23 protein-coding genes and 1 riboswitch are annotated in these 25,600 nt (G+C 52.4%); of the genes, 2 read left to right on the plus strand and 21 right to left on the minus strand.

Annotation, left to right across the window (positions count from 1 at the left end; all coding sequences use genetic code 11):
- Positions 1-96: 96 nt before the first annotated feature.
- Positions 97-972: a LysR family transcriptional regulator gene (locus AC0LWT_RS20340; protein WP_474683092.1), complete on the plus strand. Its 876-nt coding sequence runs from the start codon at positions 97-99 to the stop codon at positions 970-972.
- Between the two features lie 133 nt (positions 973-1,105).
- Here the strand turns inward: AC0LWT_RS20340 and AC0LWT_RS20345 are convergent, their stop codons facing one another.
- The 6 genes from AC0LWT_RS20345 to AC0LWT_RS20370 form a co-directional block, all read right to left on the minus strand.
- Positions 1,106-2,407: a pyrimidine-nucleoside phosphorylase gene (locus AC0LWT_RS20345; RefSeq protein WP_474683093.1), complete on the minus strand. Its 1,302-nt coding sequence runs from the start codon at positions 2,405-2,407 to the stop codon at positions 1,106-1,108.
- Between the two features lie 108 nt (positions 2,408-2,515).
- A complete protein-coding gene (locus AC0LWT_RS20350) occupies positions 2,516-3,691 on the minus strand; it encodes a NupC/NupG family nucleoside CNT transporter (RefSeq protein ID WP_474683094.1) in 1,176 nt (391 codons plus the stop codon).
- 103 nt (positions 3,692-3,794) lie between these two features.
- A complete protein-coding gene (locus AC0LWT_RS20355; RefSeq protein ID WP_474683261.1) occupies positions 3,795-4,187 on the minus strand; it encodes a cytidine deaminase in 393 nt (130 codons plus the stop codon).
- Between the two features lie 52 nt (positions 4,188-4,239).
- Positions 4,240-4,905: a deoxyribose-phosphate aldolase gene (deoC, locus tag AC0LWT_RS20360; protein ID WP_474683095.1), complete on the minus strand. Its 666-nt coding sequence runs from the start codon at positions 4,903-4,905 to the stop codon at positions 4,240-4,242.
- Between the two features lie 721 nt (positions 4,906-5,626).
- Positions 5,627-7,120 carry an MFS transporter gene (locus tag AC0LWT_RS20365; RefSeq protein WP_474683096.1) on the minus strand — a complete coding sequence of 498 codons (1,494 nt, stop codon included), beginning with the start codon at positions 7,118-7,120 and terminating at the stop codon, positions 5,627-5,629.
- Positions 7,121-7,122: 2 nt separating this feature from the next.
- Positions 7,123-7,695, minus strand: a complete 573-nt coding sequence (locus AC0LWT_RS20370) for a hydrolase (protein WP_474683097.1) — start codon at positions 7,693-7,695, stop codon at positions 7,123-7,125.
- Positions 7,696-7,835: 140 nt separating this feature from the next.
- On the opposite strand from AC0LWT_RS20370, the gene AC0LWT_RS20375 reads away from it, so the two are divergent.
- Positions 7,836-8,708 (plus strand): TetR/AcrR family transcriptional regulator, encoded by an 873-nt coding sequence (locus AC0LWT_RS20375; protein WP_474683098.1) that lies wholly within the window; start codon positions 7,836-7,838, stop codon positions 8,706-8,708.
- Between the two features lie 66 nt (positions 8,709-8,774).
- Here AC0LWT_RS20375 and AC0LWT_RS20380 read toward each other — a convergent pair whose 3' ends face one another.
- The 15 genes from AC0LWT_RS20380 to AC0LWT_RS20450 all read right to left on the minus strand — a co-directional run bounded on the left by AC0LWT_RS20380 (position 8,775) and on the right by AC0LWT_RS20450 (position 25,500).
- Positions 8,775-9,395 (minus strand): FMN-binding negative transcriptional regulator, encoded by a 621-nt coding sequence (locus tag AC0LWT_RS20380; RefSeq protein ID WP_474683099.1) that lies wholly within the window; start codon positions 9,393-9,395, stop codon positions 8,775-8,777.
- A 486-nt stretch (positions 9,396-9,881) separates the two neighbouring features.
- Positions 9,882-11,603, minus strand: coding sequence for an assimilatory sulfite reductase (NADPH) hemoprotein subunit (gene cysI, locus AC0LWT_RS20385; RefSeq protein ID WP_474683100.1), 1,722 nt, complete (start codon positions 11,601-11,603; stop codon positions 9,882-9,884).
- Positions 11,604-11,642: 39 nt separating this feature from the next.
- Entirely contained in the window at positions 11,643-13,478 is a 1,836-nt protein-coding gene (locus AC0LWT_RS20390) for an assimilatory sulfite reductase (NADPH) flavoprotein subunit (protein WP_474683101.1), read from the minus strand.
- 604 nt (positions 13,479-14,082) lie between these two features.
- Positions 14,083-14,943, minus strand: a complete 861-nt coding sequence (locus AC0LWT_RS20395; RefSeq protein WP_474683102.1) for an STM4011 family radical SAM protein — start codon at positions 14,941-14,943, stop codon at positions 14,083-14,085.
- Positions 14,940-16,277, minus strand: coding sequence for an STM4012 family radical SAM protein (locus AC0LWT_RS20400; protein ID WP_474683262.1), 1,338 nt, complete (start codon positions 16,275-16,277; stop codon positions 14,940-14,942). Before AC0LWT_RS20400 ends, AC0LWT_RS20395 begins: the two co-directional genes overlap by 4 nt.
- Before the next feature lie 42 nt (positions 16,278-16,319).
- Entirely contained in the window at positions 16,320-17,105 is a 786-nt protein-coding gene (locus AC0LWT_RS20405; RefSeq protein WP_474683103.1) for an STM4013/SEN3800 family hydrolase, read from the minus strand.
- Positions 17,102-18,358, minus strand: coding sequence for an STM4014 family protein (locus tag AC0LWT_RS20410; RefSeq protein ID WP_474683104.1), 1,257 nt, complete (start codon positions 18,356-18,358; stop codon positions 17,102-17,104). Before AC0LWT_RS20410 ends, AC0LWT_RS20405 begins: the two co-directional genes overlap by 4 nt.
- Positions 18,359-18,360: 2 nt before the next feature.
- Positions 18,361-19,203, minus strand: a complete 843-nt coding sequence (locus AC0LWT_RS20415; RefSeq protein ID WP_474683105.1) for an STM4015 family protein — start codon at positions 19,201-19,203, stop codon at positions 18,361-18,363.
- A 54-nt stretch (positions 19,204-19,257) separates the two neighbouring features.
- On the minus strand, positions 19,258-19,788 hold the full coding sequence (locus AC0LWT_RS20420) for a GNAT family N-acetyltransferase (RefSeq protein ID WP_474683106.1): 531 nt from the start codon (positions 19,786-19,788) through the stop codon (positions 19,258-19,260).
- Between the two features lie 16 nt (positions 19,789-19,804).
- Entirely contained in the window at positions 19,805-20,587 is a 783-nt protein-coding gene (locus AC0LWT_RS20425; protein ID WP_474683107.1) for an ABC transporter ATP-binding protein, read from the minus strand.
- Positions 20,584-21,303, minus strand: a complete 720-nt coding sequence (locus AC0LWT_RS20430; RefSeq protein ID WP_474683108.1) for an ATP-binding cassette domain-containing protein — start codon at positions 21,301-21,303, stop codon at positions 20,584-20,586. Before AC0LWT_RS20430 ends, AC0LWT_RS20425 begins: the two co-directional genes overlap by 4 nt.
- Positions 21,300-22,109: an ABC transporter permease gene (locus AC0LWT_RS20435; RefSeq protein ID WP_474683109.1), complete on the minus strand. Its 810-nt coding sequence runs from the start codon at positions 22,107-22,109 to the stop codon at positions 21,300-21,302. Before AC0LWT_RS20435 ends, AC0LWT_RS20430 begins: the two co-directional genes overlap by 4 nt.
- Before the next feature lie 17 nt (positions 22,110-22,126).
- A complete protein-coding gene (gene nikB / locus AC0LWT_RS20440) occupies positions 22,127-23,056 on the minus strand; it encodes a nickel ABC transporter permease (protein ID WP_474683110.1) in 930 nt (309 codons plus the stop codon).
- Between the two features lie 15 nt (positions 23,057-23,071).
- Complete coding sequence (locus AC0LWT_RS20445) at positions 23,072-24,628, minus strand: ABC transporter substrate-binding protein (RefSeq protein WP_474683111.1); 1,557 nt, start codon at positions 24,626-24,628, stop codon at positions 23,072-23,074.
- Between the two features lie 187 nt (positions 24,629-24,815).
- A riboswitch (cobalamin riboswitch) is annotated at positions 24,816-25,030 on the minus strand.
- Between the two features lie 74 nt (positions 25,031-25,104).
- Positions 25,105-25,500, minus strand: coding sequence for a DoxX family protein (locus tag AC0LWT_RS20450; protein ID WP_474683112.1), 396 nt, complete (start codon positions 25,498-25,500; stop codon positions 25,105-25,107).
- Positions 25,501-25,600 lie beyond the last annotated feature (100 nt).

Here is a 25,600-nt window from a genome sequence, read left to right on the forward strand (position 1 = left end):
CTTTGTAGTATGGTTTCTCTTTCTGAGTTCAACTATAATACGAATATGACCTATACAGGTAATTCATATATTTCACAGGAGCTATAGACCACATCTATGAACAATTATGAGCTGTACAAAGTTTTTTATTGGGCCGCGAAAACAGGCAGCCTATCTCAGGCCGCAAAATCCCTTTACCTTACTCAACCGAGCGTCAGCCACGCCATCATGCAGCTTGAAAAAAGCTTTGGCATCACCTTGTTTTACCGCAATTCCAAAGGTGTTGTTCTGACGCAAGAGGGCGCCATCCTCTACTCCTATATTGAGAAATCCCAGATACTCATTTCGCTGGCGGAAGAAAAAATGGTCGCTCTTAAAAATCTGGACAACGGCGAGCTGCGGATCGGAGGAAGCGACTCGCTGTTTAAGCATTATTTGCTTCCTTACCTGGAAGATTTTCATGAGGAGCATCCTAACGTCAGCCTTCGTCTGATTCACGGCACTACGCCGGAAATCATTTCTTTCTTAAAAGAAGGCCGAATTGATTTGGGCGTTGTCCGCATGCCTATCGTCGATGCCCAACTTGAAGTGAGGGAAGGTATTCAGCTGCAGGATTGCTTTGTCGCGGGGGCCCGTTATGCGGAGCTTAAAGACACGGTGTTGTCGCTTGAGATGCTGCTTCAGTACCCCGTCATCCTGTTCTCGCGCAATAGCCGGGCACGAATGGCCATTACGGAATTATTTCGAGGCTACGGCTACACACTCAACCCCGAAATCGAGGTCGGAAGCGTAGATCTTCTCATCGAGCTTGCCCGGAAAGGACTCGGAATCTCTTACGTTACTAGAGAATTTGTATCCAAAGAGCTGCAGGACGGCTCTCTTTTCGAGATCCAGTTGGACGTGAAGCTGCCGCCCTCTAAAGTGGGGATTATGATTATGCGAAACATGCCGCTTTCCAGTGCGGCGAGCGAGTTTATAGAGCGTATCAAATAGCTGGGGAAGAGATCGTGTGTCGGAATCATCGGCGGCCCTTTTGGACGATATGCCAAAAAAAAGACTATCCCAAAAGTCATCCTAGATGACGGGGATAGCCTCTTACGTTCGCTGCGGGCGACTCGCGACTCGCCTACTCGGTCACCGTACCGTAAATCAGCACCGGCGCCTGAGCCTCTGCCGTAATTCGTATGCTTCCATAAATTTTGTTAATAACCTCGTCTACTTGTTCCTCATTGGTATGAATGGTTACAAGCGACTCGCCGGCTTTTACGGAATCGCCGATTTTCTTGTTCAGCATCAAACCGACCGCCAGATCGATCACCGATTCTTTGGTCGCACGCCCCGCTCCCAGCAGCATCGCAGCCGTTCCGATTTCGTCGGCAATCATCTCCGCCACTACGCCGCCCTCTTTGGCCGGCACTTCAATGCGGTAGAGGGCCTGGGGCAGCTTTTCCGGCTGGTCCACTACGGAAGGGTCGCCTCCTTGCGCCGCGATGAATTCCTTGAATTTCTCCAGCGCCTTGCCGTTGCGGATCACTTCTCTCAATTTCCGCTCCGCTTCTTCAAGCGTCGCCGCTTTTTCGGCCAGGACCACCATCTGGCTGCCGAGCGCCATACACAGATCCTCCAAATCCTTCGGACCGTGGCCGCTCAGCGTATCGATCGCTTCCTTCACTTCCAATGAATTGCCGATTGCCTGGCCAAGCGGCTGGCTCATGTCGGAGATGACCGCCATCGTCTTGCGGCCGACGTTGTTGCCGATGCTGACCATGGCATGCGCCAGTTCTTTGGCAGCCTCGGCTGTTTTCATGAAAGCGCCCGCTCCGGTTTTCACGTCCAGTACGATGGCGTCAGAGCCGGCGGCGATTTTTTTGCTCATGATGGAGCTGGCGATAAGCGGGATAGAATTTACCGTGCCGGTCACATCACGCAGGGCGTACAGCTTTTTGTCTGCCGGCGTCAGGTTACCGGATTGACCGATGACGGCGATCTTCTGCTCGTTTACCTGCTGCACGAACTGCTCCTTCGTCATTTCCACGTGGAAGCCTTCAATGGCTTCCAGCTTGTCGATAGTGCCGCCCGTATGTCCGAGGCCGCGGCCTGACATTTTGGCAACCGGTATGTCTAATGCTGCAACAAGCGGCGCCAATACCAAAGTCGTCGTATCGCCAACGCCCCCGGTGGAATGCTTGTCGACCTTAATGCCTTCGATGGCGGATAAATCAATCGTATCGCCCGAATGCACCATCGCCATCGTCAAATCCGCACGTTCACGGTCGCTCATATCCCGGAAAAAAATCGCCATAGCCATTGCGCTGGCCTGATAATCGGGAATGTCCCCATTCGTATATCCGGTAACGAAAAATTGGATTTCCTCTGCTGTCAGCTCTTTACCGTCACGTTTCTTTTCAATCAGATCTACCATTCTCATTATTGAAACACTCCTGTTCGTAAAATGGATAAGTGCATGCTATGAATCGGCCAAGCGCAAAATTTCTTTTCCGCAACTGTGCCGCGTATCTCATTGCCCCGTCCAAGGTTATAGGAATAAGCCGGCAATGGTGGCAGACAGCACACTGACCATCGTAGCGCCGTACAGAAGCTTCAGACCAAAGCGTGCAACCAGATTCCCCTGCTTCTCGTGCAGGCCTTTAACCGCACCCGCTATGATGCCGATGGACGAAAAGTTGGCAAAAGAAACAAGGAACACCGAGACGATGCCCGTCGTACGGGCAGACAAACCGGTATGCTTGCCCAGGTCCAGCATAGCTACGAACTCGTTGGATACCATTTTGGTTGCCATAATGCTTCCGGCCTCCACCGCTTCCTTCCACGTCACACCCATAAGAAAGGCAAATGGAGCAAAAACGTAACCAAGCAGTTCCTGAAAAGAAATACCCATAATTCCTCTAAAAATGCCGTTGATCATCGCAATCAAAGCAACGAAGCCGATCAGCATCGCGGCGACGACGACGGCAACCTTGAAGCCGTCCATAATATATTCGCCGAGCATTTCGAAGAACGTCTGCTTCTCCTCCTGCACCTCAAGAATATCCTCCTCCGCCGGAACGGTGTACGGGTTCAAAATCGATGAAATGATAAAGCCGCCGAACAGGTTAAGCACCAGCGCGGTTACTACATATTCCGGCTTGATCATCTGCATGTACGCACCGACAATGGACATAGATACGGTCGACATGGCGGAGGCGCAAAGCGTGTACATCCTTTGCTTCGGCAGCAGGCCGATCTGCTTTTTCACCGAAATGAAAACTTCGGACTGTCCGAGAATCGCGGAGGCAACGGCATTGTACGATTCCAGCTTGCCCATCCCGTTGACCTTGCTCAGGGCAAGTCCAATATACCGAATAACGAACGGCAAAATTTTGGAATACTGCAGAATCCCGATCAACGCCGAAATAAATACGATAGGAAGCAAAACGTTCAAAAAGAACGGCGCCGAATTGGCGTTGGCTATACCTCCGAATACGAAATTCACACCCTCGGCGGCATAGGAAAGCAAAAAGCCGAATACCGACACGAATCCTTTGACCAGCGTCTCGCCTATGCTCGTGTTAAGCAGGGCGAACGCTAACAACGCCTGCAGCAAAACCATGACGATCAGCGGCCGGTAACGAATGTTGCGACGGTCACTGCTTGCTATATAAGTAAGGCCAAAGATGACCAGAATGCCCAAGATCGCAATCAGAAATTTCATGGTGTAGTGTCTCCTTTTTGCAAAATCTTGATGTTAAGCGCTTACATTCGATGCGGAAAGGATCAACCTTTACAGGTTCAATCCTCATCTTTCGCTGAATGAATTACTTGTCCATGTCCGTTGAACGAAAAAAGCCGGGCAGCAGTTGATCCATCGTCCATTCTGTCGTATTGCCGTGCAGATTCGTGAGGTAAATCCGGGTGTCAGGTGTGCTGAACTCCGCGATAACTTGCCTGCAAGCACCGCAAGGAGACACCGGCCCTACCGTATCGGCGACTACTGCAATCGCTTCGATGCTGCGGCAGCCTTCCGACACCGCTTTGAAAATCGCCGTGCGCTCTGCGCAATTGCTCAGGCCGTATGAAGCATTTTCCACATTGCAGCCGCGGTACACTTTGCCGTCTATTTGAACGGCTGCGCCTACTTGAAAATTTGAATACGGCACATAAGCCTGTTTTCGAGCCTCGATGGCTTCCTGAATGAGCAAGTCCTTCAGATCGGTTGTATCTTTCATATTGTTTCCTCCTTCGCGGCGAAATACTCCGAGTTTAATACGAAGCCGCCGACCGTCCGCCCTCCATAATTTTGACGCCGGAGCTAGCCCCGATCCGGGTTGCGCCGGCTGCTACCAATGCATCCAAGTCTTCCTTGCTGCGTATGCCGCCGGACGCTTTGATACCGATGTCGGAACCGACTGTTTTTCGCATCAGCGCTACATCTGCCGGAGTTGCTCCATGCGTAGAAAAACCTGTGGACGTCTTGACAAAATCCGCACCCGCCTGAACCGCCAACCGGCTTGCCGCCACCTTTTCTTCATCCGTAAGCAGGCTGGTTTCAATGATCACTTTCACGAGCGCTTTACCGGATGCGGCCTGCACAACCGCCCGAATATCATTCTCGACCAGCTCATGGTTCCCGTCCTTCAAAGCGCCGATGTTGATAACCATATCCACTTCCTGTGCACCGTTTGCGATCGCATCTTGCGTTTCAAACGCTTTAACGGCCGAAGTTGTCGCCCCGAGAGGGAAGCCGATGACGGTGCATACTTTTACATGGGTACCCGCAAGCGCTTTGGCCGCATGGGCCACCCAAGCCGGATTCACGCATATCGATGCAAATTCGTATTTTTTTGCTTCTTCGATCAGTTTGTTAACTTCCGCCAATGCTGCATCCGCTTTCAAAAGCGTGTGATCAATAAGTTTTGCAATATTCATGCTGACACTCCTCAATGATTAAAATGGGTTCGTTTGCTTCTTGTCTCCGAAAAAATATTCATCTTTTTTTGTAATTATGTTCAAATAAGTGAAAGAAAAGATTCCAAGCTGGTAAGAGCCGGTTGTTATTTATTGCTTTTCATTTACTTCTCATGGATGAAAAATACATTTTCACTCATTTTTAGTTTTCAAAGAACGAATTCTCTTTCTTGCCCACCCTGCACTTGCTCCCGGGCACAAAACGAGTATATCATAGGTTTGAAATTAATTTCAATATTGTAGTATCATATGTGCAAAATAGCGCGCCAGACTTTCGGAATCTAAGGCAACGTCTCAACGAATTCGAAGCTTGTCCAATCGTCGTTAGGCAAATAAAAAAACAGCCATTATCTGGCTGTTGGGAAACGACCCGCCAGAGCTGGCCGGTCGCACAAATTCGCCTCGTTGCGTGAAGAAAACCTGCAAAAGTGCAGTTTTTTGCAGGGTTGATACGCTAGCCACCAAAAATTCCTGCAATTGTGCAGGCTTTTCGCCGCGAACATGGGTGCAGATTCACATTCATCGAAAATTCCTGTACAATCGCAGGCTTTTCGTCAAAATGAGGTGCTTTCATGGAAAAAGCCTGCACTTTCGCAGGTTTTCTCCCTACCAAGCGTCTTGTGTCCCACCGTTTCAGCTCCGCAACCGTGTAGAAAGATCGGCTCTGCCCCCGGCCCCTCTCCTATCCGGCGTGTTCGCCCGGGTGCTTTCCGGAACGGGACAGCGAAGCGGCCAATCCGAGCAGCGTGGCGATCATCAGAGCGGCTAGCGCCCAGCGGTAACCCCGGACGATCAAGGCCAGATCGGGACGGGACAGGACGGCGTCCGCGCCCGAATACAGCACATTTTTCAATCTCGGCGGCAGCCCGATTCCAACGATCATCAGCGTAACGGCCGTGCTCAGCACTTGGCCCATATTGCTCAGCATGGAACGGAGCCCGTTGGCGACACCCCGCCGACTGCCGGGCACGGAGTTCATGATGTCAGTCGTATTCGGCGTCAGGAACAGCCCCGCCCCGCTCCCTACCAGCAGCATAGCCGCGGCGATAAGGCCATACGACAGCTCCGGTCCGATGGAGAGCAGCAGCAGGACCAGGCCTGCCATCGAGACGATTAGCCCGGTCGAAGCAAGCAGCTTGGTGCTGAAACGGCGGGTCAAAAAGCCCGCTATCGGCGATATGACGAGCATGCCGATAACCGTCGGCAGCACCCGCAAACCGGCTTCGAACGCGCTCATTTTGTAGGCGAACTGAAAAAACAGCGCAAAAAGAAGCACCACAGCGGAACGGGCAAACGAATTGAGAAAGTTAGCCACATTCGCCATCAGGAAGCTGCGGCTTTGAAGCAGACGCAAATCCAGGAGCGGAGAAGCGGCGCGGCGTTCCCGCCATATAAACAGCGGAGCAAAGACGGCAAACAGCGCCAGTCCGGCGACCACCGTGCCGCTTTTCCATCCCAGATCGCCGCTTTCGGAAAGCGCCATGACCAGACCGCCGAGCGCGATGAAGAGCAGCACGCCGCCAAGCCCGTCGATTCGTTCGCGGACAGGCCGGGCCGGAGCGGACCGCAAAATCCAAGTGCCCCACAGGACGGCGATGACGCCGATCGGCACATTGAACCAGAATACCCACCGCCAGCCCCAGCTTGCGGCAATGAGGCCGCCAACGACCGGCCCGAGCAGCTGCGCCGCGGAAGCCGTCAAAATATTGACGCCTAGTCCGGTACCGAGGCGGTTGGCGGGAAAGGCGTCGGTGATGAGCGCAGTCGTATTCACGACTACAAACGCCCCGCCCACCGCCTGCAAAACTCTAAGCGCAATCAATATAACGGCGTTGGGAGAAAAACCGCTCGCCAGACTAGCCAAGGTGAAGAGCGCCATCCCGCCGAGATACAGCTTTTTGCGGCCGAAAATATCGGAAATCTGACCGAAAACAAGGATCAGAATCGTATTGACCAGCATGAATGAAAGCAAAATCCAACTCGAAGTTAACGCGTCGGCATGAAAATGTTTGCTTACTTCAGGCAGCGCGACATTGAGGGAGCCGATGCTCACCACCACGAGAAAAGCTCCCAGGCTTGTAACCGTCAGCACCAGCCAAGGGTAAAGTCCGCTCTTTTCGCCAGGTTCGTCTGCCGGCCGCGGCTCCCCGGAACGGACAACAGGGTCGTCGTTCATCGCTACTCACCAGTTGTCTGCAAAATTTGCTCCGTCGTGCGGATGCGGCCAATACGCGGAAAAATAAATTGCCGGACATAATCGTGCTCAGCTTCGGAAATACCCGAAATAGCGTCGATGGCGAAAACCAGCTGGTAGCCATGCTGGAACGCTTCCCGCGCCGTCGTGTCGACGCCGATTCCGCTGGCGACGCCGCACAGCACAATCGTTTCGATCTTCCGGCGGCGCAGCTGCAAATCCAGCTCCGTGCCGTGGAATGCGCCCCACTGTTTCTTCGTAATAAAACAATCGCTCTCCTTCACGCCGATTTCGGGCACGATCTCGTCCCAGCCGTCGGGTCTGACCGGCTGCGGCTGCTCCTGATCCAGCTTGGGCCTCAGCATATCTTTGCCGTCCTTGCTCGATACCCGCACAATTCCGACAAAAGCGCCTTTTTCCCGAAAAGCTTGAACCAGCGCAGCCGCCCGACTCACGACCTGTTCGCCGGTGTATGGCGCCAAATTGTACCCGACAATACCTTTTTGCAAATCGATGACAACCAGAGCAGCCGTCTCCCAATTGAACAATGATTCCATGTTCCAACACTCCTCCCAATTCGTTTAGCCATCATGACCGCAAGTCTCGTTAACTAAACTATAGGTCATTATTGACTTAATGTTTATTATTATGTACTATGAGTCATAACGTGTCAAGACATGTGAAGGAGTGAATGATCATGAGCATGACGAAACAGGAGATCACCCGGTCGGCGGCCAAACTTTTTTCCTTGCGCGGCTTCACTGCCGTCTCGATTCAGGATATAGCTGATGACTGCCGGATTGCCAAAGGGTCCGTGTACAAATATTTTCCGTCCAAGGAAGACCTATTTAACGAGATTATCGAGCAATTCCTGAACCGGTATTTCGATGAAGTCGAGCGGATCAAGCGGCTGCCGGGTCTTTCCCCAAAGGAGCATTTTCTGAAGCAGGTGATTTTTCGCTTGCAGTATTTTATGGAGCACAAGCACATTCTCGCAGAATATAACATGTCGGTTCGCCAGGACGATAAATTCATCCCGCTTCGGGTACAGACGAGAGGACGGATGTTGACCTGGCACAAGGAATGTCTGCTGCGCGCCTACGGTCCGGACATCGAACCGTACGTATGGGATCTGGTATTTGTTTATAAGGCGCTGTTGAAGGAATTTTTGAATTGGGTGACGTATGAGCGGGAGCTGTTGTCGATGGAGGAGACGGCCGCATTCATCATCGAGAGGCTGGATGGAATGACCGCGCAAATGATCGCCGCAGGCAAAAAGCCGCTGTTATCCGCCTCGTCGTTTATGCAGTACACCCATTATGGAACGATGAATGATCAACAGCCGCCAACAACCGGCGTTCTGCTGGACAGGCTTGCCGCCGCGGTCATGGAACTGCCGACGGGCGAAGCCGAGCGAGGGGAACTGCTCGAACTGATCCGCCTGCTGCGCGAAGAAACCGCCAAAGAACAGCCGAACGGACCGCTCATCCAGGCCCTTCTCGCCTATCTGGAACGTGAAGTCGAGCTGAAAAGCTTAACCGCACAATTTAAAAACATGATCGCACCGTAACCGGTGTCATCGGACGAATACAAAAAGAAGGCCTTGCGGTTGGCAAGACCTTCTTTATTATGATTTTCAACTTCCGGATAGATTCAGATTGACTTTCATTAGAGAGGCGATCTTTTGCTCATCCGCATTTGGTATCCGTTCCAGTTGACTGATAACCAGCTCCTGCCGTTGTAACGAATGGTTTTGGCTTAACTTTGCTTTCCCCTCCATGCTGCTGATTTTTATTTTGAATCCTTGAACCCCCTTATTCATACCGGCGAGAAACTCAGCGTCCACATCTTGCAATTTGTATGAGCTGTCAGGAGCTTCATATTTCAATACCAAGTCGCGCAAGGAAGCCATTAACTCGGCCTCGTCCTTCACAAGTTCGACTTCTCCGTAGACATGAACGGTCACATAATTCCATGTCGGCACGGCTTTATTCGTCTCATACCAAGAGGGAGAAATATAACAATGAGGACCGTGAAAAACGGCCAAAACGGTTTGATTCTCCATATCTTTCCACTGAGGATTCGGGCGGGCAAAATGGCCATATAAATACTTGTTCTCCTCGTCCAACATTAACGGTAAATGAGTTGCGAACGGCATTCCATCGTGCTGAGAAAACAGAGTGGCGAAACTATGTTCTTTTATTATGTGATGAACGATTGATGCATCTGTAATTTGAAAATGCGACGGAATATACATAATTTTTTTCTCCCCTACGCCAAGAGTTATTTATAGTTATTATGATAAACAGGCTAATGGTAGAGGAAAAGTGCCAATTTCTTTGATTATTAATGGACCAATTCTACTGTGACGGGTTAAAAGGACTGGAGGAGCACAGCACAGCCCTCTTCGTCAATCCATGCCTCTCCTACACGGATTGCGGAGCTGAAGTGAGAGTGTAACAAAAAAAACCTGCGATTGTGCAGGTTTCTTCCATAAAAATCGTTCGTTTTGGCGAAAAACCTGCAATAGTACAGGAATTTTCGATGAAAATGAATCTAAGCCCATGTTCACGGCGAAAAGCCTGCACATTTGCAGGAATTTGTCGCGGCCAGCGTATCCATCGAGTAAAAACTGTACTTTTGCAGGTTTTTTCCGCGCAATCAGGAGGGTGCCTTAAAACCCGGCACGCAGGGCATCCTGATTAGCCTCCCTTTGGCGCGATTCATTTTCGGTCAGGCTTGTTTATGAATGAAAGTCTTGCCCGGAACGAACTTCTTTGACATAGCCCGCGCGAATGACAAAATCGCCGAAATGCTCGTTTCCACGCCGTTCCTTCGCATATTGAGCGATAATCGGCCGCAGCGATTCCAGGATCTCCGCTTCGCCAATGTTTTCCTTGTACAGCTTGTTCAGCCGGTTACCGGAATGGCCGCCACCCAAATACATGTTGTATTTGCCGGGCGCCTTGCCGATGAACGCGATTTCCGCCAGCATCGGGCGGGCGCATCCATTCGGACAGCCGGTCATGCGAATGACGATCTCCTTGTCCTGCAATCCGGCCTCCTGCAGCATAGGTTCGATCTTATTCAACAGATCCGGGAGGTAGCGCTCCGACTCGGCCATCGCCAACCCGCAAGTCGGAAGAGCGACGCAGGCCATGGAATTTCTCCGCAATGCCGAGTAATTGTGTCCGTCGGTGAGCCCGTAATCCTTGATCAGTTCTTCAATCTTTTTCTTTTTCTGTTTGCTTACGTTCCCGATAACCAGGTTCTGGTTTGGAGTAAGCCTGAAATCCCCAGTGTGAACCTTGGCAATTTCCCTTAATCCCGTCATCAAAAGGTAATTGTCGTCGTCTTTGACCCGTCCGTTTTGGATAAACAAGGTGAAATGCCAGTTTCCGTCATTCCCTTTCACCCAACCATACCGGTCCCCATTATGATCAAAATGGTACGGACGCGCTTCCTCCAGTTTCCAGCCCAGGCGAGCGGTAAGTTCTTCAATGAACCAATCGATACCGCGGTCGTCGATCGTGTATTTAAAACGGGCATGCTTGCGCACCGAGCGGTCGCCATAATCCCGTTGAATCGTAACCGTCTTCTCCGCCAAGTCAATCATTTGTTCAGGCTTGATGAATCCGATGACTTGCGCGACCTGCGGGTACGTCAGCGGATCGCCGTGGCTCATCCCCATCCCGCCGCCTACCGAAACGTTGAAGCCCTTCAGACGTCCTTCTTCTACGATCGCGATGAATCCAAGATCTTGCGAGAATACGTCTACGTCGTTGGAAGGCGGTACAGCCATGCCTATTTTAAACTTGCGCGGCAAATAAACGGGCCCATAGATCGGCTCTTGCTCTACTCCGTCCCGGCTGTCCACCACTTTTTCGCCGTCAAGCCAAATTTCGTGATAGGCTTTGGTCCGCGGATCAAGATGATCGCTGACACGGCGGGCCCACTCGTACACTTCGGAATGAACGTCCGACTGGTACGGATTCGGGTTGCACATCACATTGCGGTTTACGTCGCCGCAAGCGGCCAACGTGCTTAGCATCGCATCGTTTACTTCCCGAATCGTCTGCTTCATGTTCCACTTGATTACGCCATGAAGCTGAAAAGATTGACGGGTCGTCAGGCGGATCGTTCCGCCGGAATATTTCCGTGCGACCCGGTCCATCATCAGCCACTGCTCTGGCGTGACAATCCCGCCGGCGGCGCGTACGCGGAGCATGAATTGATAAGCCGGCTCCAGCTTCTGCTTTTGCCGTTCATTTCGCAGATCCCTGTCGTCCTGCATGTAGCTTCCGTGGAATTTCATCAACCGGTTGTCATCCTCGGGAATGGACCCGGTGATGCGATCCTCAAGCGTCTCTTCTAGGCTGCCGCGCAAGTAATTGCTTCTGATTTTGATATGTTCTACGTCGCTATGCGGCGCACTGTTCGCTGAAAGTAAATTATTTTCTGACATATTGCCCTCACTCCTCTTGCGATCTTTGGGATGCGAAACTTAATATACATCCCGTTGATAACGTTTTTGCTGCTGCATCCGGGTCAAATATTCCGCAGCTTCTTCCGCGCTGAAACCGCCCTCTTGTTCAATGATCGTTGCCAAAGCTGCATGGACATCGTGCGCCATTTTCTTTTCGTCGCCGCAAACGTAGACGCATGCCCCTTCCTGAAGCCATTTATAAAGCTCAGTGCTCTTTTCAAGCATTCTGTGCTGCACGTAAACTTTTTGGTCGGTATCGCGGGAGAACGCGACGTCCATGTGCGTCAACACGCCGTTTTTGAGCCATTTTTGCCATTCGATCTGATACAGAAAATCTGTGGAGAAATGCTGATCGCCGTAGAAAAGCCATGTTTTCCCTTCGGCTCCGCTCTCTTCCCGTTCGCCTAAAAAAGCTCTGAACGGAGCAACGCCGGTTCCGGGTCCGATCATAATGACCGGCGTTTCCGGATTGTCAGGCAGCTTGAAATTCGGGTTGTTTTGAATATAAACCGGCAGCGTATCGCCAGACTTGATGCGTTCCGCGAGCTGCACGGAGCACACCCCGTAACGCTCTCTTCCGCGCAAATCGTAACGTACCGTGCGCACCGTAACGTGAACCTCGCCGGGGAAAGCTTTGGAGCTGCTTGCGATCGAATAAAGCCGGGCAGGCATTTTTCGCAGGATCGATACGAATTCGCCGGCGGATACGCCCTTAAAGGAGTAATCTTGAACCAGATCCAAGAGATCCCGTCCGGCAAGATACGATTTAAGATCCTGCTCACGTCCTGCAGCCAGCAGTTCTTGCAGCCCATTATCCGGACTAAGTTTCGAAGCTTGCTCAAGCAGCGGCTTCGTCAGTACGGTAATTTCATAATTACGAAGCAGCGCCTCTTGCAGCGGACGCTTTTCGCCATTTTTATTTATGGCAACGGGCTCGTTGGCGCTCCACCCCATAGCTTCGATGAATTCGTCTACAAGACGAGGGTGATTTTCCGGATAAATGCCCAAGCAGTCGCCCGGTTCATATTGAAGATCGGACCCCTCCAGCGAGATCTCGATATGGCGAGTTTCACGATCCGAACCGCGGCCGTTCAGGTTCAAATTTTCAAGAACTTCGGCTTGAAACGGGTTCGTTCTGGAGTATTGCGATTCGCCCCCGCTTTCAACCGCCGCCGCTCCCGCTCCGCTTGCAACGACTGAGGCTGCTGAAGCTTCGCTTAAAGAGCTTACAACTTGATTCATCCACTCCGCGGCAGGCTCATCGAAATCCACGTCGCAATCGACGCGCTGCGTAAGCCGCTTGCCGCCCAGTTCTTCCAGCTTTTTGTCAAAATCTTTGCCTGTTTGGCAGAAAAACTCGTAAGACGTATCTCCGAGCGAGAGTACGGAAAAGCGCAGATCCTCCAGCTGCGGCGCTCTTTTGCTATGAAGGAATTCATAGAATGAAATCGCATTATCCGGCGGCTCTCCTTCCCCGTGGGTGCTCACGAGAATAAGCAGGTTTTTGAGCTTTTTCAAATTATTCGGTTTGAAGTCTGCCATTGAGGAGAGCGCCACCTGAAATCCGAGCTCTTCCAGCTTCTTGGACACCTTTTTGGCTAGCCCCTGGGACTTGCCGGTCTGTGATCCGAAGAGTACGGTCACTTCTTTGGGAATCGCCGGGGCACTCGCTGCCGGAGCCGCTGCAGCTGCCGAAGGCGCCGCGCCGGATACCGCTGCAGATGCCGATCCTTGAAGAGCCGCGAAATAACCGGTCAGCCAGATTCGCTGGGTTTCCGTTAGCGTAGAAAGCAGACGATTTAGCAATTCTACCTGTTCCTGATTAAAGGGACTGTTCATGACTTGAAGTTCCAAAAAATATCCACCTCTCATAACATGCAAAAAATGATGAATTCCTAGTATGCGTATCAGCTTTTAATTTACTCTCTTGAACCTATCACAGGTAGAGCAGCGGGTCAATTAGAATGATCTTATATAATTTATCAATAATATTGATAAAAGGATCAAACGCTTGCGGAGACCCCATCATTTGGGTTCGTCCGCCTGGCTACTGACAGGATGGGGGATGTTCGGCGCATGTACACTGGCGTGCTCGATCTCGAATCAGGCTGCGTCGGGTGGATGCTGTAACCGGTTGCAGTCCCTTCTGCGCTATTCTGTTTGATTTTTTGCATACAAAAGTCATTTTTCCCGCTCAAGGAACGATTCTGTTCGATTTTTCATGCCTATTTTTCGATTTTACGAAATCAGTACAATTTCTGTATGAAATTTCAAGCAGATTTCCACAATTCGCAAGTGGTAGCGGTTTCCAGTCCGGCTCCCAACTTATTATTCGAGTTCAAGGGATGAGTACATTTAGATCGTCGAACAACAACCATACGGCAGGATCGATCAAGCTTGTTCGTATAGCTGCCGGCGGCTGTCGTAGGCATCCATTTCGCTTGAAACTGCAAAGCGGCTATGTCAGCGGCGTTGCGATGCGTTCAAGCATACGGTCCCCGTATACTTCCGCCATGCGAAGATCCGGCAGATGAATATAGCCGATGTAGCAGCCGCAGCTTTTCATCCTGCACGTCTGCGGGCCGGACAATCGTTCCAGGCCGTCCCGGTACAGATGGCCGATCACCTGGCGGTCCTGATAACATCGTTTCACCAAGCCGGAGCCCTGCACATAAAATACCGACTCCCCTGCCGCACAGCGCCTGCCGGCGCTCTCGTAATCGATTAGATTGCGTTCGAAGTGCGGATCGATCCCGCGCAAAAATGCGCGGTCGGCTTCGGTATAATAGCCGCTTTTATCCTTAAAAGCGTTGACCCACACATACACGTCATCCGGCAAAGCCCGGCGCAGCGAGGCAATCGCCTCAAAGGCCGTTTTTACCCCGACAGTCCCGACGCTGAACGGTATGCCGCGGCCATGCAGCTCGCCGCACTGCGCCAGGAAAGCCGATTCGCCCGTCTGTCCCGGATGGTAAGTGGCCCAGAAGGCCGCTTTGTGCGGATTCAGCTCCGCCGTCCATGCCAAAATGGCCGACAGATTCGTCTGGATCACCACTTTATCGACATGCTCCATATGCGACAGCTCCGTGATCGCCTTCCTGTACCAGCGGTGGATCAAACCCTCGCCGTACGGGTTGAAAAACACCGACAGCCGGTGCCCCTCACGCGCTTGCCGGCGCACCCAGTCCACAAACACGTCCACTTGCATCCGGTCCTTGGCAAGCGTCTCGGCGCTATCCTTGTTTTTGCTGAACGGGCAGTACGGGCAATCGTAATTGCAGGAGGACAGGCTGCCCCGGTAGTATAACGTCGCCTTCATGTGAACACGTACCCTTCCATCCGCTCGCGTACCTCTGGTGAAATAAGCCAATCTCCGATCGCGTCGGAATATGCCAAACCTTCATCAGTCAACCGAAGCACCCCTTCCGACAGCACAGCCCACTCCGTTCTCAGCAGCACATCCAGCTCCGGAAAATCGCCAAGCGGATCGCTTGCGAACCGCGCTTTGTAGGAGTGAAGCGGCAAGCCTTCACGATGCAAAATCGCTTTTAAAATGAAGCGCCGCTTCTGCTCCCGTTCGCCAAGAACAATGCCGTAATCCGCAAAATCGTACCGCGCGGCGGCAACGTAATCGGCAATGATGCTCTCCGTCGCCTGCCGGCTGACGCCGTAGCGGGACGAGTAGTGAACGCGCCGGGTGTACGAACGGGCCCCGCAGCCCAACCCGACCATGCCTTCCTCCTGGCAGCCGTAGGGAAGCGGATGTTTGCGGGAGCCCGCCCGCTCCTTGGCGAACCTGCGCATCGAATACTGCGTATACCCTTCGGCCAGCAAACGTTCGCGCGCGGCGGCATAGCAGTCCATGCGCACGTCGTCGCCGCTCAACCGGCGGTCCCCCGGCTTCACAATCGTGTGCTCCCGGGTGTACAGCGGATAAATAAAAATTTCCTCCGGTTCAAAAGATAGCGTCCGCTCCAGCGAATACAACCATGATCGAACCGTCTGTCCGGGCAGGCCGTAAATCAAATCCAGATTCAATATCGGAAAATCGTACCGCTTCAACACATCCAGCGCCCGCTCCGCCTCCAGCGGATTTTGCGGACGGTAAATCGCGGCGGTTTCCTTTTCGACAAAGCTTTGGATGCCCATGCTGATCCTATCCACTTGCCGCTCGCGAAGAATGCCCAGCCTCTCCGGCGTCACCGTCTCGGGAGACGCTTCGACGGAGATGGACGCCTGCGCCGCATCCAGTCCCATCACCTCTTCGGCGATGCCGAACAGCCGTTCCAAAAGCGCAGGCTCAAGCAGCGTAGGCGTTCCGCCGCCGATGGCAAAACGCGCAAACGGCTTGCGGCTCACATAGGGCGCCCACTGCCTCGCCTGCCGCTCAAGCGCGTCCACATATTGCCGGTGCGCATCCGTACGCTTGTCCGGCAGTGTAAATAAATTGCAGAAGCCGCACCGGGCGCCGCAAAACGGAATGTGCATGTACAGGAAAAAAGTTTCCGCCTCTTCGTCCCGCCACAGCTCTTCCAAAGACAGCTCTGGCGTCAGCTCGCGGTAAGCCGTTTTGTGCGGATAAGAATACAAATACGAGCGGTACGGATCTGCTTGCATGCGCTCTTTCCAACGAGCATCGTCAGGATCGGGCATACGGGAATTTGGCACCTGTAACCACATCCTTTCCATATAAATCTACAAAATAAATTCGCGGTAAGGCACGGTCCAGACGACCTCATGAGCCAGCCGGTGCCCTTCGTATCCATCTTCTCCATAAGCCGTTCCGTGATCGGAGAACGCAAGACACAAAACCGGGCGCTTGCGGGCGCTCATCGCCGTGAACAAACGGCCGAGCTGCCCGTCGACATAGCGCAGCGCCGCACGCTGCGTCTCCACCGAATCTTTCCGGGCGCCCGGCACATAATAATGGTTCGGTCCATGAATGGCCGAAACGTTCAAAAACAAAAACAACCGCTCATCCTCGGAAATTCCGCTGAGCAGCTTTATCGCATGGTTGACCTGGTGCTCGGTGGAGCGCGGATTGGTCACTCCGAATGTCATGCGCCAGTAGCTGTGCTGAAAATATCCCGGCAGCACGCGCGCCAAAGGCACTTTCTTCGTGAAAAAGATGACGCCGCCTATGCAGACGGTCGTGTAGCCTTCGGCCGCCAGCCCGGACACGATGTCCGGTGCATCGAACAGCCATGTGCGAGGATGTGTCTTCAGTCCGGTATGCTTGGAATGAAACAGCCGGATGTGCTCGGCTTTGTTCGTGGTGGCGGGAGTCGGCAAAAATCCGCCAAAAAAAGCGTGATGCGCCGCATAAGTGAAGCTGCCCGGCGTATGCCTCTTCTCCCAATGCCCGCCGCCGCACAAATTCGGGCAGTTTGCCTCCTCCAGCACCGCGGCATCGTAGCGCAGCGTATCCAGCGTAATCATCAGGATGTCGTGGCTGCCCACAATCCGGTTCATATCCATCAAGTCGTTGTCACCTTCCTGTTTTGAACCGCTTCATTCTCGATCGAAACAGCCGTCAGCCGCTTCAGTTCCCAAGTGTATGTATCATAGCCCTTGTGCAGCACGCGGTATAACAGATCGCCGAACGGATTCACATCCGCCACAAAAGGCGTCAGCGTGCCGCTGCGCAGCAGAACGTCGATCCCCGCCACCCGGGAATGCGGGAACGCGAACAACGCCCGCTCCGCGCATTCCCGCACAGCTTGCTGCACATCGGCCGAGAGTCCGATCTCGTCAAGCCCCATCCGCTCGCTCCGCAAATGCAGATTGGTGATCGGCGTACGGCTCACCCGCGCTACGCTGTGGCAAGCCTCGCCTGCGACCACCAACTGCCGGATGTCGAACGCCCGTCCCCCGACGGAAGCTTTCGCGATCCACTGCTCGACATGCGCTCCGTGCTGAAGCAGCCAGTTCAGCACCTGTCTTATCGTTGCCGGATCGCTGTAGCGGCGCGGCTTGACGGCGTTATAATAGACGGGCGGCGTGGCGATATAATTTTCCACGCCGATCGTGGTAACGGCAAGCTCTTCGCCGGTCCGCGGATTGAGCTGGTAAGCCACCACGCCGCAGGCGCCTGAACCGGCGGCCAGCTTCACGAATACGCGGTGCATCCGCCCCTCCAGCATCTCAGCCCGCAGCGCCTCGTAATCGGCAAGCGCCTCTGCGGGCGCAAGCAGCCGTGGCACGGGGACGCCGGCTTCCGTCAGCGTCCGGTGAGTCTGCCGCTTGTCGAACATGCCTGCGATATCGGCAGGCGCATTCAACCAGCGGGGCGCAGACCACAGCTCCTGCGCCTCGCGCTCAAGCCGGGCGAGCAGCCGTCCGAAGCCGCGAAACCATTGCGAGGGATGATAGATGCGCCCCCGCTGCTCTTTGATCGCCAGCGCGGCTTTCATCGAGACGGGCTGGCGATCGGGTCTGCCGCCGAAGGGCAGCAGGCGGTCATCACGCCATTCCGCCCTGGCATCCGGCGCCCCCAGCGCGATGATTTCGCGCTCCACCTCGAAATGCTCGCCGGGCGCATCGATGCGCAGCAGCGGGGAGCTGTCCCCTTGCCGGGCGGACTGCTCCGCAGCTTTGGCAAGCGCATGCTCTCCCCGCAGCAGCTCCAGATACGATACAACGTGCGCAGGCGGAAGCCCGAGTTTTTGCCGGGCTTCCTGCAATCCCGCCGTTCGCCGGTTATCCGGATTGCCGATTACGATCATCGGCTCCATGGCTATTCCGTTAAGGACGGATAACGGTAATCGTCATCAGACGCATCCTGGACGTCGCTAATATCGACATTCAATCCGGATTGCTTCCAGCGCTCCATCATTTCTTCGGACATATAATGGTAGCTTAAATCAAGAAATTGCAGCTTTTTCACCCGCTCGCTGTTCAGCAGTGCCTCCGCCCCGGCATCCGACAGCGTTCCCTGCGATAAATCCAGCGTGTGCAATTGGTCTAGAATCGGAGACTCGGCGAGTGCGATCGCAATCTCATCCTGAATTTCGCTGTCTTTTAAGCCTAAATAAGTCAGTTCAGGGAATTTGCCCGGCTGAGCCACCTGCAGTACATCCTCCAGGTTCCCGTCGAATCCGTACCCTTCCACGCCGAGATACAGCTCCAGCTTTTTCAGCTGAGGAAAATGGCCCCCCGCGATGCTGTCAAGCACATTTTTGCCGAGGCCGCCGCAAATAATGACCAGTTCTTCCAGCTTCTCGTGGCTGGCCGGGGTCAGCTCCAGCTCCGTACTTCCTTTAATGATCAGCGAGCGAAGCTCCGGATAAGCGGTTAACAGCGGCGCCACATTGGATTGCCTGATCCAGGACACTTCGCATTCGTCAAACTCCATATCGCCGATAAACAGCTTGCGCAGCTTCGGAAAGCTGTCCTTTAACCGGACAAGCGTCTCCACGACAGAAGCGGAATCGTTCTCGTAAGAGCCGCCCCAATCGCCGATAATTAAGCTTTCCAGCTCTTTGCTTTGCGGGCCCTCCGCCAATTGTTCAATCAATTGCGTTATTTTCACGCCATCTTCATAATCGTCATAGCCAATAACCAGCTTAGTTTCGGACATATGTATTCCTCTCCATTCGAATGAAATCGATATGTTTGATTGTATAATGACGAATCAAATCGCGCAATCGTTCAAACCTTTGTCCATATGCACCGTTTCATAGGAATCAAATGACTCCAGACGCAGCACAAATCCCTGCTTCTCCCAAAAACGCACCGCCCCAGGCAAAAAACGATGCGTGTGCAGGTACATGGTCTCATACCCTTTGACGCGGGCGAGCTGGAGCACTTCCCTTACTAATTCGGAGCCCAGCCCTTGGTGTCTCAGCTCCGGTTTCACGTAGCATTTCACCAATTCCGCCGTCTTCCGGGATGAATAACGGCCTTTCATGTCTTGAATGCGATCGTCATAACGCAAAAATGCCGCTGTTGCGGCAATCGCACCGTCTTTATCGAAAGCCGCGAGAAATGCAGCCTTCTCCGACCGGTCATATACGTTTTGAAAATCCGCCAAATCGGACGGCAGCGTATAGGGATCCAGCATGGGAAAAACTTCTCTGCGGATCCTCATAGCGAAATCCACCGCCGCAGCCGCCTCCTCCAATTCGATTTCCCTGATTTCGTAATCTTTTAACAGCAAGTTCATTCGGCTCCCCTCCGGTTCATGCAAATATCGATTGGAACAACAAACGTGTATAAGGATGTTTAAAATGCGAGTCGTCCCAATCCGTGAATGTCTCCACAATTTCTCCCTGATACATGACAGCAACCCGGTCGCAGAATGATTGGGCGGAAATAAGATCATGCGTAATAAACAAATAAGATAATTGTGATTGCTTTTGCACGCGTTTTAACATTTGCAGCATGGAAGTTTGCGACGACGGGTCCAGGCTTGCGACGGATTCGTCAAAAATGATCGTTTCGGGCCGTACGGCCAACGCTCTGGCGATACAAACGCGCTGCTTCTGTCCGCCGCTTAATTGATGCGGATGCTTGGATAAATACGAGTCATCGAGATCGACGAGCTTTAATAGGTCTGAGCACCGCTCTTGAACATTTGCTTTTTCTTCCGGAAAATAATTGCAGATCGGTTCTTCCAAAATTTCACTCACCGTCATGCCCGGATGCAAAGAGGAAGACGAATCCTGCAGCACCAGTTGAATACGCCTGTAAATATCGAGATCGTTCGTCCGTTTGCCGGAAATCGGCTGCCCGTCAAGCAGGATTTGCCCCGAAGATACCGGCTCCAGCCGCATGATCAATTTGGCGAGCGTGCTTTTGCCGCTGCCGCTTTCCCCGATTAAACCTAGGCATTCTTCCTTATGCAAAATCAAGTCAACCTGCTTCACCGCCTGGACGCCGGTTGTCTGTGCCTTAAAGCGCGATCGATGCCTTGTTCTAATCGGATATGACTTTGTCACCTGCCGCAATTCCAGCTTGATCATTGAAGGATTCCTTCCGGTTTCATTTGGATAACGCGATCTGAAATCCGCCTCACGCTTTGCCTGTCATGCGAAATCAGCAGGATGGTCAGCGCGTAATCGTCTCTCAACTGTTTGAACAAGGTCAACACCTTGTCCCTGTTGATCGCATCAAGGGCCGTTGTCGGTTCGTCGGCAATCAATAGTTTAGGCCTCAAACTTAACATCATGGCCACCAGCACCCTTTGACACATCCCCCCGCTCAATTCAAAAGGATAGGCGGATAAAATATGCTTCGGGTCCGAAAAGCCGACTTGGCTCAGAAGCTCGCACAGGTAAGGTTCGATATCTTTTTTTAAGTACGTTTTCCTGTGCCGCAAAGTTTCCGTCATCTGTTTTTTTACCGTCAGGATCGGATTCAGCCCGTTCAACGAGTGTTGGATCAGCAGGGCAATTTCTTCCCGGCGGAGCTTTTGCCATCCTCGGTCATCGTTGCCGGCGATATTTTGACCGTTATACATCATCTGGCCCCTCGTTACTTTCAATTCCGGTTCCAACAACCCGACGATCGCGTGTGCAGTTAAACTTTTGCCGCACCCGCTCGGCCCTGTAAGCGCGACAATTTCACCCGGATATAATTGAAACGATACTTCCCGGACAAGCGGTTTTGGCGGATCGGATGCCATTTGTGAAATCGTTAACTTCTCGACACTTAACAAAGATTTCCGGTTCGCTGTCACGCTGCACCTCTTTCGGAACGGTCTCCCATAAGCTGGCAAGCCCATACAAACAGCATAATCGCCAGCCCCGGAAACAGCATGACATGTGGAGCCAATTGGAAATATGCCGTCGCATCGTGCAGCATGACTCCCCATTCGGGTGTCGGCGGCTGCGCGCCGAGACCGAGAAACGAAAGACCGGCAATCATGAGTACGACCCTCCCCATATCCCATGCGCCGAATGCGGCGAGCGGGGAAACGATTTTCGGAAAAATATAGCGCCTCATAATGCGAAAGTGCGAATTGCCCGACAGACGCGCATACAAAATATAATCTTCGCGGCAAGCTTTTTGAACGAGGGTGCGAATAAAACGAACATAGGTTGCCCAGCGAACCATAATGATAGCTGCAACCATATTCGTCAGACTCGGGCCTAGAATGCCGACGGCCGCAACCGTGATCACCATGTCGGGAATGGCAAGCATGCCATCAATCGCACGCATCAAAATGCGGTCCGTTAGACCGCGCAAATACCCGATGAAAAGACCGATAGGCAAGCTGATGCATACCGTAAACACCATAATCATACACGCAACCGTTACAGTCGTTCGTATGCCGTACATCGTTCGCGACAATACGCAGCGTCCCAAATGATCGGTACCGAAAGGGTATTCCAGGCTGGGGACGGCCAGCCGGTTCAATAGATCAATTTGCAGCGGATCGTGAGGAGCGAGCCAGGGCGCGGCCACCCCGATGATGACGATAACCGTCAACAACCCAATTCCGGTTAGTAGACTCCCGTTGAAAGTGAACCGTGTTGTATTCAATCCGTGTTTCCCCTCTCCTATTGGGCCGACAGCCGCGGGTCCAGAGAAACTTGTACAGCCTCCACCAGCAAATGAATCGACACGATCAGGAAAGTCGCGAAGATCACATACCCCTGAATGACCGGATAGTCTCTAAATGCAATCGCGTCAATCAAATATTTGCCCAAACCCGGCCAGGCAAATATCGTTTCGACAATGACATTGCCGCCCAGCATAAACGCAAAATTCGTACCCATGATCGTCAAAAGAGGCAGCACTGCATGTTTAAGCACATGAAATATAAAAATACGGCTTCTGGACAGCCCTCTCGCTTTGGCAGCTTTAATAAATGGCATATCGTGCAATTTCAACATATTCGCGCGCAAAACCCGTGCATACATAGTACCTAGCCCAAGACCGAGCGTAACTGCGGGTAAAACCAGATTGGACGCGCCGCTGCGGCCCATGGAGGGAAACCAGCCGAGCCGGACGGAGAACAAATAGATCAAAAGAAAGCCGAGCAAAAACGAAGGAAGAACAGACCCCGCAAGCGCCAAAAACCTGCCGGTTCGATCCAGCCATCCGTTGGAAAAAATAGCTGTCGTAATTCCCAAGCCAAAAGTAAGGAATACCATGATGGCAAATCCGGCTGCAGCCAATTCTAAAGTTGCGGGCAACCTTTTGACGAGTTCGTCCAGTACCGGTTCTTTGGAAACGTAAGATTGACCCCACTGCCATGTGAAAACGTCGCGCAGCCAATGGATGTACTGCATCCATAGCGAATCCGTGAGCCCCAGCTGCCGGCGCAATGACGCCAACGCTTCCGGGGAAGCGGGCACATCGTGCGCCTTCAGCAGGATGGCAGCCGGGTCTCCGGGAGATACCCGCATCAAAATGAAAGTCAAAGTAGAAACCATAAATATAACGATGACGAGTTGGGCCACACGTTCCAACCAAAAGCGAATCATTGAATGCTTCACCTGTTATTCCGTCATATCGACTTTAGAATGAATGTAATAGTACTCGATCGGATGAGGAGTAAATCCTTGCACGCCTTTTTTAGCGCCAAATACATTATTGGGATGAACGATAAACGACTGCGGCAGATCGGTGTTCACAATTTCCTGGGCTTGTACGGCCAATTGATTTCTTTGAGCCGGATCCGACGCCAAAAGAAGTTGATCCAGAATCTGTTCCAACGGCTGCGACGCGTACCGGCTGACGTTGGACTCGCTATTCGACCGGTAGAACGTGTTCAAAAAATATTGCGGTTCGCCTGTATGCGCCGTTAACATGCTGTACATCGATAAATCCCAATCATCCTTCAGCAAAGCGTCATCGATATTTTCCACTTTGCGAATGTTGATCTTAATGCCTTCTTTTAATAACTGGCTTTGGATGACCTCGGCCATGACGGACAGCTCCGGCCTCTGCGGAAAAGTTAACAGTGTCGCCTCGAACGGTTTCCCCTGTTTTTCCCAAATCCCTTGCGCATTTTTCTGCCAGCCGCCCTGTGTCAGCAATTGCCCGACAGTGAGGTTTTGCGCCGCACGTTCTACTTTACCAAACGGAAGTACGCTTGGAAATGGGCCTTTTGCTGCAGTGCCGTAACCCTTCATAACGGTACCTGCAATAGCCTCCCGCGGAATCGATTGATCTACCGCCCTCCGGTTAGCCGCATCCTGGAACAAGGGGGATTTCATATTAAAAAGCATCATGTGTGTCCGAAGCGACGGGGCCGACAGCACCTTGGTCTTGTTGTCCTTTTCCAACAAGGCCGCACTGTCGATCGGAATATCGGTCGCGACATCCGCTTGACCCGACTGCAGCGCCATCAAACGGGCATTGCCATCCGTTACGAATTTCATCGTGACTTCGGACAATAAGGCCGGTTCTCCCCAGTAATTCGGATATCTCTCGACGACAAGCGACTCGTCTTTGTTAAACTGTTTGATTTTAAACGCCCCTGTCATGGCGGGGTAACCGCTTTTCGCATCCATCGACGCCGTATCCAAGATAATCGTGGACGGATCTGCCAAATTAGATACCAATGCGGCATTCGGCTTGTCCGTTACGATTTTCAATTCATGCGGCGCGACGACCTCCACGGATTTCAGCTGCAGCAAATCTTTGGCTAAATGGCTCTTCTCGATCGAGCGCTGCAGCGAACTTTTGACACTTTCCGCGTCCATCGCCTTTCCGTTATGAAAAGTGGCGTTTTCCTGCAGTTTAAACACCCATGTCGTCGGATTTACCTGCTTCCACTCTTTGGCCAGCCAAGGAGCGGGCTCCAACTTTTCGTTGAGACGAACCAGTGTTTCACCGGCGCCGGAACGCATAACGTCCCAACTGTCCGCTCCGTGGGGGTCTACGCCGGAAGGCTTCCACGTGTAAGCTACGGTCAGCTTTTTGGCTGCGGACGATTGCTTTGTGTCCGTTCCGCTCGTTTTGTCCTGCGTAGAACATCCCGCCAGCGAAAGCACAACCGCTGCAATCACTCCCCATTTAATCAGCGAAAATCTGTTTTCCATTGTTCTCATCTTGCATCCCCCTTTTAGTAAAAAACAAAAAAAGCACACCCGACCCAAGACAAGCAGTCGGAAATGCTTTTTATACGCGTACATGGCTAGACAACGGCTAAAACCGCTTCAGCATGAAGGGGTTCATGGACTTAGACATTTTACAAATGAGCACATCCAACCACCTCCCTAATATCCCGTAGATCTAACAGTGATGTTGAAACAGGCAGGTCTCCTGACTAAGAGTATGACTTCCGGACCTTCCCGGGTTTATGGCCCAGTGGCTTTTCCGAAAGAAATCAGCCGGCATGGCTGAACCTCATGTACAGTGGCGGGTCCGTGCCGGAATTAAACCGGACTTCCCTTTTAAGCGATTAAAGCTTAGATACAAACTTTAACTACACCTATTTCCAAAATATGAAGTTGTGAGAAACTCTCTTAATATTAGTTATGAAACCCGAAAATGTCAATGTACGAAAGTTCGCACGCTTAACCGATCATTTGCTGCGAAATGGAATGAGTTTGCGCACGCGCTCGTCTCTCAGCCAAACTCCACCCCAAGCCAGGACAGCAAAATATACCGGAAATAAAATATGCGTAAAAAGCGGCGCGTCCATTCGAATATGCGTGGCAACCACCCCGCCAAAATAAGCGGTCAGCAGCAGCGCACCCAGAAAAGATGTACGAGGAACGGCGTACAGAATGGTAGAAATCAGCCCGAGTATGCCAATTACGGCGATATGGTGCTCGGCATAGCCGAGAGCAACTGTGCCTTCTACAACGGGTACGGGTTGAATGAACTTAAAAATGCTATCGAACAGCATAAACAAAATAACCAGCCAGCTCATGATTCGCGCCGTCCAGAGCCTGCCTCTTGATATTTCGGTTCTCATGATTTCCTCACCCTTCTAGGCTATGTCATGCACTCATATTATCATAAACACAGGGGCAAGATTTCTTCTTAATTGCTATATTCTAAAAAATTCCTCTCCC

The organism is Paenibacillus sp. sgz302164 (assembly GCF_056120505.1).

Coding starts and splice junctions, on each gene's coding strand:
- AC0LWT_RS20340 (WP_474683092.1), top strand. CDS start 97: ATGAACAATTATGAGCTGTACAAAGTTTTTTATTGGGCCGCGAAAACA.
- AC0LWT_RS20345 (WP_474683093.1), bottom strand. CDS start 2,407: ATGAGAATGGTAGATCTGATTGAAAAGAAACGTGACGGTAAAGAGCTG.
- AC0LWT_RS20350 (WP_474683094.1), bottom strand. CDS start 3,691: ATGAAATTTCTGATTGCGATCTTGGGCATTCTGGTCATCTTTGGCCTT.
- deoC (WP_474683095.1), bottom strand. CDS start 4,905: ATGAATATTGCAAAACTTATTGATCACACGCTTTTGAAAGCGGATGCA.
- AC0LWT_RS20365 (WP_474683096.1), bottom strand. CDS start 7,120: ATGAACGACGACCCTGTTGTCCGTTCCGGGGAGCCGCGGCCGGCAGAC.
- AC0LWT_RS20370 (WP_474683097.1), bottom strand. CDS start 7,695: ATGGAATCATTGTTCAATTGGGAGACGGCTGCTCTGGTTGTCATCGAT.
- AC0LWT_RS20375 (WP_474683098.1), top strand. CDS start 7,836: ATGAGCATGACGAAACAGGAGATCACCCGGTCGGCGGCCAAACTTTTT.
- AC0LWT_RS20380 (WP_474683099.1), bottom strand. CDS start 9,395: ATGTATATTCCGTCGCATTTTCAAATTACAGATGCATCAATCGTTCAT.
- cysI (WP_474683100.1), bottom strand. CDS start 11,603: ATGTCAGAAAATAATTTACTTTCAGCGAACAGTGCGCCGCATAGCGAC.
- AC0LWT_RS20395 (WP_474683102.1), bottom strand. CDS start 14,943: ATGAAGGCGACGTTATACTACCGGGGCAGCCTGTCCTCCTGCAATTAC.
- AC0LWT_RS20400 (WP_474683262.1), bottom strand. CDS start 16,277: ATGCCCGATCCTGACGATGCTCGTTGGAAAGAGCGCATGCAAGCAGAT.
- AC0LWT_RS20410 (WP_474683104.1), bottom strand. CDS start 18,358: ATGGAGCCGATGATCGTAATCGGCAATCCGGATAACCGGCGAACGGCG.
- AC0LWT_RS20415 (WP_474683105.1), bottom strand. CDS start 19,203: ATGTCCGAAACTAAGCTGGTTATTGGCTATGACGATTATGAAGATGGC.
- AC0LWT_RS20420 (WP_474683106.1), bottom strand. CDS start 19,788: ATGAACTTGCTGTTAAAAGATTACGAAATCAGGGAAATCGAATTGGAG.
- AC0LWT_RS20425 (WP_474683107.1), bottom strand. CDS start 20,587: ATGATCAAGCTGGAATTGCGGCAGGTGACAAAGTCATATCCGATTAGA.
- nikB (WP_474683110.1), bottom strand. CDS start 23,056: ATGATTCGCTTTTGGTTGGAACGTGTGGCCCAACTCGTCATCGTTATA.
- AC0LWT_RS20445 (WP_474683111.1), bottom strand. CDS start 24,628: ATGAGAACAATGGAAAACAGATTTTCGCTGATTAAATGGGGAGTGATT.
- AC0LWT_RS20450 (WP_474683112.1), bottom strand. CDS start 25,500: ATGAGAACCGAAATATCAAGAGGCAGGCTCTGGACGGCGCGAATCATG.